The following is a 15,763-nucleotide window of genomic DNA, read 5'->3' as shown; positions in this document are numbered from 1 at the left end:
ATACATTTTTGAGGTATCTGCATGAAAATAGCCATACTTACCTCAAAAAATCAATGGTTTTTAAGATATGCCAAACATCTAGCAAAAAAATTAGATGCTAAACTTTTTTACAGTAGTAGCGACATAAAAGAAAAATTCGACATATTATTCATACTTTCATATCATAAAATTTTAAACAAAAAAAGCCTTTCAAAAAATAAACATAACATAGTAATTCACAGCTCAAATTTACCAAAAGGCAAAGGATTTGCTCCACTTTTTCATCAAGTTTTAGAGGGTAAAAAAGAAATAATTTTTACTTTGTTTGAAGCAAATGAAAGTGCGGATAATGGAGAATTTTATATAAAAGAAAAACTTGTTTTAAATGGCTTAGAATTATATAATGAGCTAAGGGACAAGCAAGCTAAATTAGTCTACAAAATGGCTTTAAAATTTGTAAAAAACATAGATAAATTAAAAGCAAAAAAACAAAAAGGTAAAGAAAGCTTTTACAAAAGAAGATACCCTAAAGATAGCGAGTTAGATATAAACAAAAGCATAAAATCGCAATTTAATCTACTAAGAATTTGCTCAAATAAAGAATTTCCGGCATTTTTTTACATAGAAAAACAAAAATTTATACTAAAAATTTACAAAAAAAGTGATTAAAAATCACGAGAGATAAATGAGTGGTGGTTAGAGGCAGAATCGAACTGCCGACACGCAGATTTTCAGTCTGCTGCTCTACCGACTGAGCTATCCAACCACAACTAAAAGCGGTATTATAACAAGTTATTTTTAAAAAAAACTAAATTCATTATTTTTTGTTTTTTATAAAAATTTTGCTATACTTTTTGGTTTAATTTCTAAAAGTTTAGGAACTTATGAAACAAACACACTTAGACAGAAGAAGTATAAGAGTTTTATTTTTAGGATATGTTGGTATAGCTATTTTTGGTGCTTTTATACTAAGGCTTGATATAATGAGCAAAAGCGATATGAGTTTTATAGATGCTTTATTTACTTCTGCTTCTGCTATAAGTATGACAGGCTTAATAGTTAAAAACATAGCAACTGATTTTACCATATGGGGACAAATTTTTTTATTGTTTTTGATACAAATTGGCGGTCTTGGATATATGGGACTTGGCATATTCTTTTACCTACTCATACGCAAAAAAATAGGATTTAATGAAAGAAATATGCTAAAAGAATCCCTTATTTATCCACACATAGACGGGGTTATTGATTTTCTTAAAAAGATAGTAATATTTGTATTTATTACAGAATTTGTAGGTGCTGTGCTTTTAAGTCTTAGATTTGCACTTGAAATGAGTATGCCACAAGCTATTTGGAACGGTTTATTTTTGTCAATATCATCATTTAATAACGCTGGTTTTACATTATTTGAATACGGTCTTATGCCATACAGACAAGATTTTTGGATAAATTTTATAGTAACTACACTTATAATTATAGGTGGTATTGGGTATTTTGTCTTACTAGAGCTTTATTTATTTAAAAAGAAAAGACTAGGCACACTTAGCATACACACAAAGATTGTATTAAGCGGGACTGTGATACTTATAATACTAGCTACTGTAGTTGTATTTTTGTTTGAATACGCAAATAAAAATAGTATAGGCTCCTTTTCTTTATTTGACAAACTTCTTAGCTCTTATTTTATATCGGTAAATTACAGAACTTCAGGCTTTAATACCATAGATTTAAGCACACTAAAAGATGCATCTTTATTTTTTGGTTCTTTGTTTATGGTAATTGGAGGTGGTCCTGGTGGAACTTCAGGTGGTATAAAAATCACAACAGCTGCAGTTTTAATCATATATACTTACTGGGTTATAAAAAATGCAAGAGCTGCACATATTTTTCATTATGAAATACCAGAAGAAACCATACGAAAAGCTTTTGTTATAACGGTTGGTTCTATAATGTATGTTATAATATGCGTAATAATAGTAAGCTTGTTAGAACAGGAGTATAGGTTTATAAATATTCTCTTTGAAGTAAGTTCTGCATTTGCAACTGTAGGCGTATCAACAGGAGATGGCGGAACATTATCGCTTTCTGCATTGTTTAGCAATGAAAGTAAATTAATAATCATACTACTTATGATAACAGGTAGAATAGGAATTTTTGCATTTTTAATATCTATGTTTACTCAAGAAAAGGAAAAATTCTTAAGATATCCACAAGGAAAGGTATATCTATGAAAAGTAACACAACCTATGGTATTATAGGGCTTGGCAAATTTGGTTCTGTATTAGCCACAGAACTAATTAATGGCGGAGAAAATGTAGTCATAGCTGATATAGATGAAAATAACTTAAAAAAGCTGCAAGACAAAGTTAGTTACGCATATATATTAGACTCATCAAATCAATCAGCTTTAAAGGAAGCTGGATTTCAAGATGTGGATATAGTTATAGTTAGTATAGGTGAAAATATAGAAAAAAGCATACTTACTTTAATGGCATTAAAAGAAATAGGCGTTGAAACAGTTATAACAAAAGCTACCTCGCAAGTTCATGGGCAAATTTTGTCAAAGCTTGGCTCTTCTAAGGTAATTTATCCAGAAAAAGAAAGTGCAGTAAGACTTGCAAAAGAAATTTTATCTCATAGCAAATTTGAGGTAATAGACCTATCTGCAAATACTATAAGAGCTGTGAAAATCTTAGTAGATGACACTCTTGTTGGACATAGTCTAAAACAAATAGCCCAAAATATGAAAATACTAGCCTATAAAAAAGGCACTGATGATTGGTCTATGTTTCCAGAGCTTGAAACAACACTTGTTGATGTTGGAGATAATATAATTTTAGTAGGCACAGTAAAAGACCTTGAGAATTTTTCTTTAAGCTAAAAAATGCAGGAGTTTTTAAAGAGAATCTCAAGAAAAGTAAAATATAAAATAAACGATGTAAAAACTCTAAAAAATTTAGAAAATTTCGACATTGTTTTATATGAACTTTATGATGATAAAAGCATATCTTTAGATGAAATAAATAAAGTTCTTTCTATAAAAGAAGATGATTTTTTACACAATTTTGCTCATTTTAAAAAATTAGACTTTATAGACTTAAAAAAAGAAGAAATAGACTTATCATTGCTTGAAAAAATGCCTCCTTCTTTTATGGAAAATAGGGATTTGGTATTTTTTAAAGAGGACGATAAGTATATTTATGTAAGCACTTACAATAGCTTTAATGTATCTTTACTAGATAGAATAAGCTCTATATTCAAAGACAAAAAGGTTAAAATTTTCATATCAAGCAAGATACAAATTTCAAAAATTTTAGATGAATTTATTTTAGAAAAAGAATTAAAAGAGTTATTTAAAGAACTAAAATTTGAACTAAAAAGCAAAAGCGACAAGGAACAAAGTGCTGTTTCAAAACTTTTTAGACTTATAACATATGAAGCCATAAAACTAAATTCAAGCGATATACACTTTGAAATAAACGATAAAGATGCACTTATAAGATTTAGAGTAGATGGGATTATGTTTGTATTTATAAAACTAGAACAAGATATATACAACGCACTTATATTTTATATAAAAATACTAGCACATCTTAATGTAGCTGAAAAAAGAAAGGCTCAAGATGGAAGTTTTTCTATGGAATTTGAAGGCTTAGAATACGACTTTCGCTTCTCATCTTTGCCTATTATAAATGGAGAAACAATAGTGCTTAGAATTTTAAAAAGAAAGGCTGAAATTCTAAGCTTAGACGATCTTAAATTCGATGAAGTCGTGCTTCAAAAATATAAAAAAAGTATAAATTTGCCTCACGGACTTATACTCCTTACAGGTCCCACTGGAAGTGGTAAAAGCACCACCTTATATGCTTCTTTAAATGAGATAAAAAGCGAAAGCAAAAAAATTATATCAGCAGAAGATCCTATAGAATACAGAATTGATTTAGTGCAACAAATTTTACTGAACGAAAAAGCTGGACTTGACTTTAACAACGCATTAAGAGCTATGCTAAGACAAGATCCAGATGTTATAATGATAGGAGAAATTAGAGACGAACAAAGTCTTGACATAGCTATAAAAGCTTCATTAACAGGACATTTAGTTTTTTCTACACTTCACACAAATGATTCTATTTCTGCAATCTCTAGAATGCTTGATATGAAAGCAAAACCTTATCTCATATCGTGTGCACTTACTGTAGTGATAGCACAAAGATTACTTAGAAAATTATGTCCGTATTGCAAAAAAATATCTGATAAAAAATACAGTGAATTTGATGGAACTTTTTTTGAAGCTGCTTCTTGTAAAGAGTGCAATTATACAGGGTATTTAGGAAGAGAATTAGTAAGCGAATGTTTATTTATAGATGAAGAACTTAGCGAATTAATAAGAATAAATGCTTCAAAAGCACAAATTCTACAAAAAGCTAAGGAAAAAGGCTTTAAAACTATATTTGATAACGCATTGCAAAAGGCTAGATTAGGAATAAGTAGCATAGATGAAATTTATAGGGTTTTGCGTTGAGATATAGGGTTAAATTATATAATAGTGATAAAGAAATTATAATTTACGCAAAAAGCAAATTTCAAGCTCAAAAAATAGCCATTAATAAAGGTTTAAAAGTAGAAAATATCGAGGAAGCTAATAATATTTTTTTTAAAAAACGTCTAAAAGATTCAATTTTATTGATATTTTATAAAGAATTATCAATACTTTTAGACTCTAACATAAGCTTGCAAAATGCTATCAAAGAACTTGAAAAAAGTGCTAAATCCGACTTAAAGATATTTTTAAACAATATATCAAAGCTTTTAAATAGTGGTCAAAACTTAACATCTGCTTTTAAAAATAGCTCTTTTTATTTTAATAATACAGAGCTTACCTTACTAGAACTAGCAGAACATAGCGGAGAATTGGCTAAAATTTTTGCTAAATTATGCGAACTAAAAGAAAAAAAGATTGAAAATTTAAAGAAATTAAAAAAAGCCCTATCCTACCCTTGTTTTGTTTTTATCACTCTTATATTCGCATTTTGTGCCATTATACTGCTTATCTTGCCGCAATTTAAAAATTTATTTAACGAATTTAACATAGAATTGCCACTTATAACCAGAATGTTTTTAAATTTTTACGATTGTTTGAGTGAATTTTACTTAGTAATCATCTTTGCATTTGTAGCCTTTATATTTATTTTTATTTTGCTTTATAAGAACAGACAAGATTTTGCTTATATCGTGGATATGATAATAAGTAAAATTCCCATTGTATCAAGTTTGATTTTTTATTCTCAAAGTTCTCAATTTTTCTTTGTCTTATCTGTTTTAAGTGAGGCAAATATAGTAGCTTTAAAATCAGTAAAACTAGCATCTGCAAATTTTCAAAATAAATTTATAAAGCAAAAAATAAAAGAAATTCAAATACTAATGGAACAAGGCTTGAGCTTAGAATTAGCCTTTGATAAGGTTAAAATTTTTGATACTCTTGTAATAAGTATGTTAAACACTGCTATGAAAAGTGCGAAACTAGGCAAAATATGTGAAAACATATCAAGATATTATGAAGTCAAATTAGATGACAAGCTAAGCCTTATATTAAATTTAATAGAACCTCTTATGACTTTTGTAGTTGCTATAGGTGTGCTATTTTTGGCTTTAGGAATTTTTCTACCTATGTGGGAGCTTAATTCTATAAACAAATTTTAAAGATCATTTTTAATATAATAAGTTCCACCTCTTGGAACAAAAACCTTGCTCCAATACTCGGTATCAGGCATTAAATCAGCATTTCCTATGTAAAGTCTGCATTGATTGTTTGCTATTTTATACAGCACTTCTGCGAATTTTAATCTTGATTCGTAGTCAAAATATATCATCATATTTCTAGAAAATATCGCATCAAATTTGCCAAGCTCTAGAAATTTCTTATCAAAAACATTGCAAAGCTCAAATCTACAACGACAAAGCTCTTCCTTTTTTATCTTATAAAAATCGCCTTCCTTTGTAAAATATCTAATTTTTTCACTATCTGCTAAACGATGCAAACTCCTGCCTTGATAAACAGCATTCTTAGCTTTTTCTATCGCCTTGCTATTTATGTCTATACCAACTATATTTAAGTTTTCTTTAGAAAAATTTAACACTCCAAGCAGTGCTAAAGAATAAACCTCTTCTCCGCTAGAACAAGGTGCACAAAGCACATTTACCTTTTTATCTAAGGATTTAAGATAATACAACGCTTCTTTAAGCTGTGGTAATTCTCTATAAAAATAAGTTTCATTAACAGTTACAAAATCTATAGTTTCTTGTTTTAGTTTTTTATCATATTGTAAGCGAGTTAAAAATTCTTTAAAACTAGAAATTCCATTAAGTTCTTTTAAAAAACTTCTAAGTTTCACAGCCAAAGCACTCTTTTTTTCGCTTAGGTCATTTCCTGTGTATTCATTCATAATCTTTATAAATGAATACAATTCCTCTTCATTAAATCCTAAATCCTGCATATAAACCTTTCATTCTTGTGAATTTGTTGCAAATTTGATAATCTCATTTTTTATGCTAAACAAACTTATTTGCTCTAGTTTAGGATTTATCTCTTTTGCTCTTTTTGGCATACCATATACAACGCTATCTTCTTCATTTTCACAAAAGCATTTAACTCCACTTTTATATAAATCAAACAAACCCTGTGCTCCATCATCTCCCATACCGGTTAAAAGTATGGCTATTACTTCATTAGTTTTTGCTACATTTACAGCAGAAGTAAATAATAAATTTACATTTGGATTAAATATAGTGCTTTCATCGCTATAATGCAAACTTATATTAGTTGATCCTTGTAATACTGAATTTTTAGGCAAAATATAAATTTTTCCAATCTCCAATTTTTCTTTATCAGCAGCTAAAAGAACTTCGCTTTTTGCCTCTTGATTAAACTGCCTCACAAAAGACGGTATAAAAGAATGACTCATATGTTGAGCTATTACAACACAAGAATTTTCTATATACAAATCTTTTAAAAGAAATTTAAGCTGATTTGGACCTCCGGTTGAAGAGCCTATTAACACTATTTTCATCTATATTTACCTCAACTATGATGAATATAAAAAAGGTAATTTTATCATTTATTTATCAAAAAACAAAGATTATAAACTAAACTTTACTGTTTTTATACTTTAGTATGCTAAAATACGGCTTTAATTCAAAGAGGGTTAATGTTAAGAGACAAAATTTATATAGCAAGCGATCATGCTGGATACAGATTAAAAGAGGAATTATGTTCTTTTTTTAAAGAAAAATTTTTATCTTTTGAAGATCTTGGCACAAAAAGTGATGAAAGTTGCGATTACCCTGATTATGCTCATCTTTTAGCTTCAAAGATAGATGAGAATAGCTTTGGAATTTTAATATGTGGGTCTGGAATTGGCATAAGCATAAGTGCAAATAGACATAAGAATATAAGATGTGCTTTATGCAATGAAAGTTTTAGTGCGAAATTAGCTAGAAAACATAATAATGCTAATGTATTAGCACTAGGTGGCAGGTTGCTTGGGCTTGATTTGGCAAAGGATATAGTCTTAACTTTCATAAATACAAATTTTGACGGCGGAAGACACGAAACAAGAATTCAAAAAATAGAGGTATGGTGATGTTTGGCAACTGGTTAATTTTAACTTTTTTAATCTGTCTTTGTCTTTATCTTACAGTTATGCTTTTATACTATAAGACTCTTTTAAACAAAGAAAGAATTTCAAAAGATTTTATTAAAAACAATCTAGATGACACAGAAATAATAATAAGAAAGCTACAAGTGCAGTTACAAAGAAGTTTAGGAAATATCGATATATTAACAGAAGAATTAAGCAAGATAAAAAATGACCTAACATCTCTAAGAACTAGAAATTCACAGTATCGCTTAGAAAATGACAAACTAAGACGAAAGATAAAAGAGTTAGAAGCTAAAATAGAGGCATTATTATGAAAGAACTCTCACAAGAACAAAAAAATCGCTTAGCAGCTTCCATAAGAATCATAGAAGATTTTCCAAAAAAAGGTATAAAATTTAGGGACATAACAACACTTTTAAACAATAAAGAAATGCTATGTTTCTTGTTAGAACACCTATGCACTAGATATAAAGATGAAAATTTTGACTTTGTAGCTGGTATAGAAAGCAGAGGTTTTATATTTGCTTCTATGCTTTGTGCCAAACTACAGCTTCCTTTTGTGCCTATTAGAAAACCTAAAAAACTCCCTTATGAAACATTTTTTGAGGAGTATGATTTAGAATATGGAAAAGATAGGGTGGAAATTCACAAAGACGCTTTCTTGGGCAAAAAAGATGCAAAAATTTTACTAGTTGATGATTTGATAGCTACTGGCGGGACAGCAATAGCATCTTGCAATCTAATCAAACAAACTGGAGCAAGGTGTGTTGAAGCGTGTTTTTTGATAAATTTAAAAGATTTAGGTGGAGAAGAAAGGCTAAAAAAATTCACCTCAGTCTATAGTGTTTTAGAGTTTTAAAATGTTTGGTTTAGAAGAATTTTTAAAGGGCGTTTTATATGATTATCAGGATTTAGCCTACCCTATAATATTTGTCTGGTGTATGCTAGAAGGAGAATTAGCACTCATACTTGCTGGTATATTCGCACACGAAGGACATGTAAATTTAGCTCTTGTAATATTTGTAGCCGGACTTGGTGGCTTTGTTGGGGATCAAATTTATTTTTATATAGGAAGATATAATAAAAAATATATACAAAAAAAATTAAAAAAACAAAGAAGAAAATTTGCTGTAGCACATCTTTTGTTACAAAAATTTGGTTGGCCAATAATCTTTATACAAAGATATATGTATGGATTTAGAACGGTCATACCTATGAGTATTGGAGTTACGCGTTATAGTGCTAAAAAATTTGCCTTTGTAAATTTAATATCTGCTTGGATATGGGCTGCTATAACCATACTTTTAGCTTGGTATTTTGGAAAAGAAATTTGGCTTTTTGTATCTTGGGCTGGAGAGCATTGGTATTATGCTGCACTACTTATAATAAGCTTTTTATCGCTTATTATTTTTGCTTTTAAACAACTTGAAAAATCAATACTTAAAAAAAGGAATAATAAATGAAGCTTGAATTCAACACAAAAAAAATAGAACAAATCAAAGCTGATGTAGAAATAAGTTTTGTTTCGGAAAAAAACATAAAAAAAATTACTAAGGCAAAAGAACTTTTTACTTTGTATAATTTTAAAGGTGATGGGACTATTTTTGATGCACAAAATAAAATTTTGTATGTATCTATAAAAGAAATAGATTATGAAAGCATTAGATTAGCTTTCTTTACAGCACTAAAAACCATAAATAAATTAAATATAAAAACTGCAAAAAGTCCTTGTATTATATATGACTGTGTAGTAAAAAGTTTTGTAGCTATGGCTGAAGGAGCTATATTTTCTAGCTATGATTTTAACAAATACAAAAGTGAAAAAAAAGAAACAAAATTAGACAAACTTATAATATCAAGCACAGAAATAAATGATAAAAATTTCAGTGCAAACGAAGCTAAGATAGGTATTCAAAGAGGTGAAATTTTAGCTAAAACTTGCTCCTTTGTAAAAGATATAGTAAATGAAATTCCACAAACTTACACACCTTTAAAAATGGCACAAGATGCCCAAAATTTAGCTAAAAAAGATAAAAAAATAATATGCAAAATTTATGATGAAAAATTTTTAGAAAAAGAAAAAATGAATGCATTTTTAGCAGTTAATAGGGCTTCTATACATCCACCAAGATTGATTCATCTTAGTTATAAAAGCAAAAATGCAAAGCAAAGGATAGTTTTTGTTGGCAAAGGATTAACCTACGACAGCGGTGGTCTTAGCTTAAAACCAGCTGATTATATGCTTACTATGAAATATGATAAAAGCGGTGGTGCGGCTGTGCTTGGAATAATAAAAGCCATAAGTGAATTAGACTTAGACATAGAAGCACACGGCATAATAGGTGCTACAGAAAATATGATAGGAGGCAACGCCTACAAGCCAGATGATGTATTAATATCAAGGGAAGGAGTCAGTATAGAGGTTAGAAATACAGACGCTGAGGGGAGATTGGTTTTAGCTGACTGTTTATCTTATGCTCAAGACTTAAAGCCTGACATTATAATAGACCTTGCAACATTAACGGGAGCATGTGTAGTAGGGCTTGGAGAATACACAAGTGGAATAATGGGTAATAACGAAAAACTACAAAATGATTTTTACGAAGCTAGCAAAAGCAGTGGAGAATACACGACTGTTTTACACTTTAATCCACATTTAAGAGAGCTTGTAAAGTCAAACATAGCAGATATAAGCAATACAAGCTCTAGTAGATATGGAGGAGCTATTACAGCTGGTATATTTTTAGATAAATTTATAAGAAGTGAATTTAAAGACAAGTGGTTACATCTTGACATAGCAGGACCTGCATATGTAGAAAAATCTTGGTCTTATCATAGCTTTGGAGCTAGTGCTGCTGGACTTAGAATGTGTATGAGTTTTATATTTTCATTATTAAGGCATAAAAAATGAGTTTATCAGTTGGTATAGTTGGACTACCAAATGTAGGCAAATCAACAACATTTAATGCCTTAACAAGGGCACAAAACGCAGAAAGTGCAAATTATCCTTTTTGCACTATAGAGCCAAACAAAGCACTCGTGCCAGTCCCTGATATAAGGCTAAAAGAACTAGCTAAGATAGCAAAGTCGCAAAAAATTTTATATTCATTAATAGAATTTGTGGATATTGCAGGACTTGTAAAAGGTGCAAGTAAGGGCGAGGGACTTGGGAATAAATTTTTATCAAATATTAGAGAAACGGAACTAATATTACATATAGTGCGTTGTTTTGATGATGAGAATATTACTCACGTTGAAGGTAAGGTAGATCCGATTAGAGATGTAGAGATTATCAATACAGAGCTAATTTTAGCAGATATAGAACAACTTAGCAAAAAGATAGAAAAACTCACAAAAGAAGCAAAATCAAACGCAAAAGGCTCAAAAGAAAGTCTTGAAGTAGCAAAAAATTTACTAGCACACCTCAACCAAAATCTAAGTGCAAATTCCTTTGAAGACAAAGAAAATCCATACTACAAAAGCCTTATTAAAGAGCTTAGGTTATTATCTGCTAAAGAAGTTATCTACGGTGCAAATGTAGATGAAGCCCACCTTATAAAAGATAATGATTTTGTCCTAAAGTTAAGAGAATATGCTGCAAAAAATAAGCACGAAATCATAAAGCTTTGTGCTAAGATAGAAGAAGAAATGATAGCCTTAAGCGATGAGGACAGTAATGAACTTTTAAATTCTCTAGGTGCTAAAGATAGTGGTTTAGAACAAATAATAAAAGCATCTTTTTCAAAACTTGGTCTTATAAGCTACTTCACCGCCGGAGAAATAGAGGTTAGATCTTGGACTATAAAAAATGGCTGCAAAGCTCCACAAGCGGCTGGAGTAATACATAATGATTTTGAAAAAGGTTTTATAAAAGCTGAAGTAGTAAGCTATGAGGACTATATAAAATACGGCTCTAAAGCGAAAGAAGCTGGAAAAATGCGGCTTGAAGGCAAGGATTATGTAGTTAAAGATGGTGATGTTATGCATTTTAGGTTTAATGTTTAGGCTTTTTAATTTTGTTTAAAGAAAAAATAGTATAATAAAATTTTATCTAATTTCTAGGAGAAAATTTTGGAAAGAACATTATCTATAATAAAACCTGATGCTGTCAAAAAACAGGTAATAGGCAAAATTCTGGATAGATTTGAAAGCAATGGATTGAAAATAGCCGCTATGAAAAAACTACAACTTAGCAAAGAACAAGCAGAAAAATTTTATGAAGTTCATAAAGATAGACCTTTTTATGGAGATTTAGTAAAATTTATGATAAGCGGTCCTGTAGTTGTTTCTGTCTTAGAAGGCGATAATGCGGTCCTAAAAAATAGAGAACTAATGGGTGCTACAAATCCAAAAGAGGCTAAACCTGGAACAATTAGAGCTGATTTTGCTGAAAACATAGATGCTAATGCCGTTCATGGGAGTGATAGCCTAGAAAATGCTAAGATAGAAATTAATTTTTTCTTTAAGGATAGCGAGATAAGCTAAGATGCTTATTGATTTTTCAAGTTTAAATAAGTCTCCTTACGACTTGAATTTAAGTATAGGAAATGTCTGTTTTACCGGGCGTTGCACTAGAAAAACAAGTAAATTAGCAGAACTTGATATGAAGATGCAAGGTTTTATAGATAGCTTTTGTAATTCCTGTGGTGAGGACTTAAGAATAGATATAAATGAGGATATAAGGCTTATTTTAAGCACGGAAGAAGTAAGAGATAGCGGTGGTTCTATAAGCGATATCATCGAACTATATGGAGATAAGATAGATTTCTTAGAGATAGCAAATGCCGAGCTTGAAAGTTTTTTAAGCTCATATTTTTACTGCAAAAAATGCGAATAAATTTTGAAAGGAGTTTAAGATGGCAGTTCCTAAAAGAAGAGTGAGTAAAACTCGTGCAGCAAAGAGAAGAACTCACTACAAAATAACACTTGTAAGACCTGTTAGAGATAAAGATGGCTCATACAAAATGCCTCATAGAGCAAATCCTCTAACTAAGGAATACTAAATGATAAGCATTGCCATAGATGCAATGGGTGGAGATTATGGGGAAAAACCCATAATAGAAGGTCTTATACAAGCTTTAGAAACTAAAAAATTCAAGGCTGTATTAGTTGGAGATGAAAATTTACTTAGCCCACAAATACCAGAGCATCTGAGGCAATTTATAGAATATGAACAAAGTGATTTTGTTTTTCCTATGGAAGAAAGTGCTACTGAAGCTCTTAAATACAAGAATAGCACTATATACAAGTCTGTTGAATTACTAAGAATAAAAAAAGTTCAAGCCGTTGTTTCAGCAGGACACAGCGGTGCTACTATGTCCTTAGCTACTCTTAGAGTTGGTAGGCTAAAAAATGTTCTACGTCCAGCAATAGCTACATTAATGCCAAATACAAAAGATAAAACACTATTTTTAGACGTTGGAGCAAATACGGATTGCAAAAGTGAGCATTTATTTCAATTTGCGGTTATGGGCGAAGCTTATGCAAAAGAAATAATGGGCTTAAAAGAGCCTAGAATCGCACTTCTTTCAAATGGTGAAGAAGAAAGCAAAGGAAATGAACTCACAAAAGAAAGTCATAAATTGCTCAAAAAATTAAAAAATTTCGTAGGCAATGCAGAAGGCAAGGACATATTTAACAATAACATAGATGTTTTAGTTTGCGACGGTTTTAGCGGAAATGTTATTTTAAAAGCCTGTGAAGGTGTTGCTGGTGCTATATTCTCTATGTTAAAAGAAAGAACAAAAAAATCAAAAATGGCTATGCTAGGTGCTATGTTAATGAAGCCTGTATTTAAGGGCTTAAAAAAACACATAGACTGGCAAGAATATGGTGGAGCACCCTTGCTTGGGATAAATGGTTGTGTAATAGTTAGTCACGGAAAAAGCGACTCAAGAGCTATTAAAAATGCTATTTTTCAAGCTCTAAAATTTAGCGAATCAAACATTTATCAAGTTATAGAAAGTGAGCTAGCAAATTTTGAAAAATAAAGCCTCTATAAAAAGTATAGCTGCATATATACCAGAAAATATCTTAGATAATAAAGAGCTAGAAAAGATGATTGATACTGATGATGAATGGATAAGCAAAAGAACAGGTATCAAAGAAAGAAGAATAGCAAAAAATGATGAAAAAACAAGTGATCTTGGCACAAAGGCAGCCATTTTAGCTATAGAAAGAGCCGGCATACAAAAAGATGAAATAGATGCCATTGTGGTTGCTACCTTAAGCCCTGATTACTTCACTATGCCATCTACTGCCTGTAAAATAGCTGCGAATTTAGGGCTAAAAAATATAACAGCCTTTGATATATCAGCTGCTTGTTCTGGTTTTATTTATTTGCTAGAAGTAGCAAAATCTTTTATAGAAAGCGGTCTAAAGAAAAATGTTTTGATTATCGGGGCAGAAAAAACTAGTTCTGTTATGGATTATACAGATAGAAGCATTTGCATTCTTTTTGGTGACGGTGCTGGTGCTTGTGTGGTAAGCAAAGACGATAAATATCCCATAATAGACGTACATACTGCAAGCGATGGTGTTTATTCTGATTTGCTTATGATACAAAGGGCTGAAAAAAGTTCTATAAGCAAACCTTTAGCTATGAAAATGAAAGGAAATGAAGTTTTCAAAGTAGCAGTTCAAACACTACAAAACGACGCTGTTAATATGCTTAAAAACAATAATATAGACAAAAGTGAAATAGACCTTTTTATACCACACCAAGCAAATTTAAGGATTATTAAAGCTGTGCAAGATAAGCTTGAAATACCAGATGAAAAATGTATTTTAACTGTGCAAAAATTTGGCAATACCTCTGCAGCATCAATACCAATGGCTATGAATGAAGCCTATGAAAAAGGGCTTTTAAAACAAGGGCATACAATATTGCTTGATGCCTTTGGTGGTGGTTTCGTATGGGGTTCTGCCTTGCTAAAATTCGGTGGTAAGAATTACGAGGATTTATAAAAAATAAGAAAGAATAAAAATGGCAGCTGACGAACAAGAAAAAACCGAAGAAGCCACTTCCAAAAAAATAGAAGATGCTAGACGAGAGGGAAATGTTCCTAAGTCTCAAGACGCTGCAGCTGTTGTTACCTTGCTGGTTGGTTTTGTAGTTGTATTATTTTTAATAGGCTTTGTATCAGAAAGGATAATGAATTTATACAGGTATTATCAAGAGTTTATAGGCACAGAATTTGATATAAAAATTTTACAAACCATAACCATAAAAACTATAATGGAAGTTGTAATAATGATCTTACCGATAGTTTTAACCATAATGATTGCCGGTATTCTTGGAAATATAATGCAATTTGGCTTTATTTTTACAACAAAACCAATAACTCCAAACCTATCCAAAATAGATCCGATTAAAGGGCTTAAAAATCTTTTTTCTATGAAAAAACTTATAGAATCTGTAAAAATAGTATTAAAAGTTGGCATAGTTTTTGGGATAGCTTTTGTTTTCTTGCTTAAATTTATGACGGAATTACCAAAGGTAGAGCTTTATGATATGGCATCTCAGTTAATATGGCTAAGAGAAAAGGCTATAATATTAGCAGCCATAGTGATAATAGCTTTTATTTTTATAGGCATACTTGATGTGTTATTAGTTCGCTTTCAGTATTTTAAATCGCTTAGAATGAGCAAACAAGAAATAAAAGATGAATACAAACAAATGGAAGGTGATCCTCAAGTAAAGGGCAGAATTAGAAGAATGCAAATGGAAGCAGCAAGACGTAGAATGGTGCAAGATGTAGCTGGTGCAGATGTTGTAATAACAAATCCAACACACTATGCCGTAGCATTAAGATACGATTCAAGCAAAGAAGCTGCTCCTAGAATTCTAGCAAAAGGGGTTGATTTTTTAGCATTAAGAATCAAAGAAATAGCTTATGAAAATGGAGTTTTGGTATATGAAAATCCGCCATTAGCAAGAGAGCTTTACAAAGTTTGCGAAGTAAATGATATGATACCAAGAGAGCTATTTGAAGCTGTAGCACAAGTTTTAAGCTTTGTATATGCTTCAAATAAAAAGAAATTTCAAAACAGATAGTAAGTTAGCAAAAGTTTTGACTATCTAAATTTCTTACAAATCTTTAAACAAGCAAAACATTGCAAAAAGA

Annotated in this window: 19 protein-coding genes and 1 tRNA gene; 17 read left to right on the top strand and 3 right to left on the bottom strand. The window is 30.6% G+C overall.

Translation table 11 applies throughout. The features are described from left to right. The first annotated feature begins 21 nt into the window (after positions 1–21). Positions 22–648 carry a formyltransferase family protein gene (locus Q0J35_RS01435; protein ID WP_297192306.1) on the top strand — a complete coding sequence of 209 codons (627 nt, stop codon included), beginning with the start codon at positions 22–24 and terminating at the stop codon, positions 646–648. 21 nt (positions 649–669) lie between these two features. On the opposite strand, the gene Q0J35_RS01430 is transcribed toward Q0J35_RS01435, so the two are convergent. Next, positions 670–745 (bottom strand) — tRNA-Phe (locus Q0J35_RS01430). Between the two features lie 118 nt (positions 746–863). Here Q0J35_RS01430 and Q0J35_RS01425 point away from each other — a divergent pair. From Q0J35_RS01425 to Q0J35_RS01410, 4 genes are read left to right on the top strand one after another with little or no spacing between them, the layout of a single operon-like run. Continuing rightward, positions 864–2,210 carry a TrkH family potassium uptake protein gene (locus Q0J35_RS01425; RefSeq protein ID WP_297192304.1) on the top strand — a complete coding sequence of 449 codons (1,347 nt, stop codon included), beginning with the start codon at positions 864–866 and terminating at the stop codon, positions 2,208–2,210. Then, positions 2,207–2,860: a TrkA family potassium uptake protein gene (locus tag Q0J35_RS01420; protein ID WP_297192302.1), complete on the top strand. Its 654-nt coding sequence runs from the start codon at positions 2,207–2,209 to the stop codon at positions 2,858–2,860. The genes Q0J35_RS01425 and Q0J35_RS01420 overlap by 4 nt, the downstream gene beginning before the upstream one ends. 3 nt (positions 2,861–2,863) lie before the next feature. Further along, positions 2,864–4,501: a GspE/PulE family protein gene (locus tag Q0J35_RS01415; RefSeq protein ID WP_297192300.1), complete on the top strand. Its 1,638-nt coding sequence runs from the start codon at positions 2,864–2,866 to the stop codon at positions 4,499–4,501. Further along, on the top strand, positions 4,498–5,679 hold the full coding sequence (locus tag Q0J35_RS01410; protein WP_297192298.1) for a type II secretion system F family protein: 1,182 nt from the start codon (positions 4,498–4,500) through the stop codon (positions 5,677–5,679). The genes Q0J35_RS01415 and Q0J35_RS01410 overlap by 4 nt, the downstream gene beginning before the upstream one ends. On the opposite strand, the gene Q0J35_RS01405 is transcribed toward Q0J35_RS01410, so the two are convergent. Continuing rightward, positions 5,676–6,473 carry a CheR family methyltransferase gene (locus Q0J35_RS01405; protein WP_297192296.1) on the bottom strand — a complete coding sequence of 266 codons (798 nt, stop codon included), beginning with the start codon at positions 6,471–6,473 and terminating at the stop codon, positions 5,676–5,678. The two genes, Q0J35_RS01410 and Q0J35_RS01405, sit on opposite strands and share 4 nt — an antisense overlap. A 9-nt stretch (positions 6,474–6,482) precedes the next feature. Beyond that, positions 6,483–7,046 carry a chemotaxis protein CheB gene (locus Q0J35_RS01400; protein WP_297192294.1) on the bottom strand — a complete coding sequence of 188 codons (564 nt, stop codon included), beginning with the start codon at positions 7,044–7,046 and terminating at the stop codon, positions 6,483–6,485. Between the two features lie 138 nt (positions 7,047–7,184). Between Q0J35_RS01400 and rpiB the strand changes: the two genes are divergently transcribed. The 12 genes from rpiB to flhB all read left to right on the top strand — a co-directional run bounded on the left by rpiB (position 7,185) and on the right by flhB (position 15,693). Next, the gene (rpiB, locus tag Q0J35_RS01395; RefSeq protein ID WP_297192292.1) at positions 7,185–7,619 is read left to right on the top strand and encodes a ribose 5-phosphate isomerase B; all 435 of its coding nucleotides are present in this window, start codon (positions 7,185–7,187) and stop codon (positions 7,617–7,619) included. Then, the gene (locus tag Q0J35_RS01390; protein ID WP_297192290.1) at positions 7,619–7,951 is read left to right on the top strand and encodes a hypothetical protein; all 333 of its coding nucleotides are present in this window, start codon (positions 7,619–7,621) and stop codon (positions 7,949–7,951) included. Before rpiB ends, Q0J35_RS01390 begins: the two co-directional genes overlap by 1 nt. Continuing rightward, entirely contained in the window at positions 7,948–8,496 is a 549-nt protein-coding gene (apt, locus tag Q0J35_RS01385) for an adenine phosphoribosyltransferase (protein ID WP_297192288.1), read from the top strand. The genes Q0J35_RS01390 and apt overlap by 4 nt, the downstream gene beginning before the upstream one ends. A gap of 1 nt (position 8,497) precedes the next feature. Continuing rightward, the gene (locus tag Q0J35_RS01380; protein WP_297192286.1) at positions 8,498–9,100 is read left to right on the top strand and encodes a DedA family protein; all 603 of its coding nucleotides are present in this window, start codon (positions 8,498–8,500) and stop codon (positions 9,098–9,100) included. Beyond that, positions 9,097–10,548: a leucyl aminopeptidase gene (locus tag Q0J35_RS01375; RefSeq protein ID WP_297192284.1), complete on the top strand. Its 1,452-nt coding sequence runs from the start codon at positions 9,097–9,099 to the stop codon at positions 10,546–10,548. The genes Q0J35_RS01380 and Q0J35_RS01375 overlap by 4 nt, the downstream gene beginning before the upstream one ends. Beyond that, on the top strand, positions 10,545–11,642 hold the full coding sequence (gene ychF / locus Q0J35_RS01370; protein WP_297192282.1) for a redox-regulated ATPase YchF: 1,098 nt from the start codon (positions 10,545–10,547) through the stop codon (positions 11,640–11,642). The genes Q0J35_RS01375 and ychF overlap by 4 nt, the downstream gene beginning before the upstream one ends. 66 nt (positions 11,643–11,708) lie before the next feature. Then, on the top strand, positions 11,709–12,122 hold the full coding sequence (ndk, locus tag Q0J35_RS01365) for a nucleoside-diphosphate kinase (protein ID WP_297192280.1): 414 nt from the start codon (positions 11,709–11,711) through the stop codon (positions 12,120–12,122). 1 nt (position 12,123) lies between these two features. Beyond that, positions 12,124–12,474, top strand: coding sequence for a hypothetical protein (locus Q0J35_RS01360; protein WP_297192278.1), 351 nt, complete (start codon positions 12,124–12,126; stop codon positions 12,472–12,474). 19 nt (positions 12,475–12,493) lie between these two features. Continuing rightward, complete coding sequence (gene rpmF / locus Q0J35_RS01355) at positions 12,494–12,640, top strand: 50S ribosomal protein L32 (RefSeq protein ID WP_297192277.1); 147 nt, start codon at positions 12,494–12,496, stop codon at positions 12,638–12,640. Then, positions 12,641–13,627, top strand: a complete 987-nt coding sequence (plsX, locus tag Q0J35_RS01350) for a phosphate acyltransferase PlsX (protein ID WP_297192275.1) — start codon at positions 12,641–12,643, stop codon at positions 13,625–13,627. Next, on the top strand, positions 13,617–14,603 hold the full coding sequence (locus Q0J35_RS01345; protein ID WP_297192273.1) for a beta-ketoacyl-ACP synthase III: 987 nt from the start codon (positions 13,617–13,619) through the stop codon (positions 14,601–14,603). Before plsX ends, Q0J35_RS01345 begins: the two co-directional genes overlap by 11 nt. 19 nt (positions 14,604–14,622) lie before the next feature. Next, positions 14,623–15,693 (top strand): flagellar biosynthesis protein FlhB, encoded by a 1,071-nt coding sequence (gene flhB / locus Q0J35_RS01340; RefSeq protein WP_297192271.1) that lies wholly within the window; start codon positions 14,623–14,625, stop codon positions 15,691–15,693. Positions 15,694–15,763: the final 70 nt, after the last annotated feature.

The sequence above is a fragment of the uncultured Campylobacter sp. genome, assembly GCF_944323605.1.
Taxonomy (GTDB): Bacteria; Campylobacterota; Campylobacteria; order Campylobacterales; family Campylobacteraceae; genus Campylobacter_D.
This window is presented reverse-complemented; position numbering and strand designations above follow the sequence as displayed.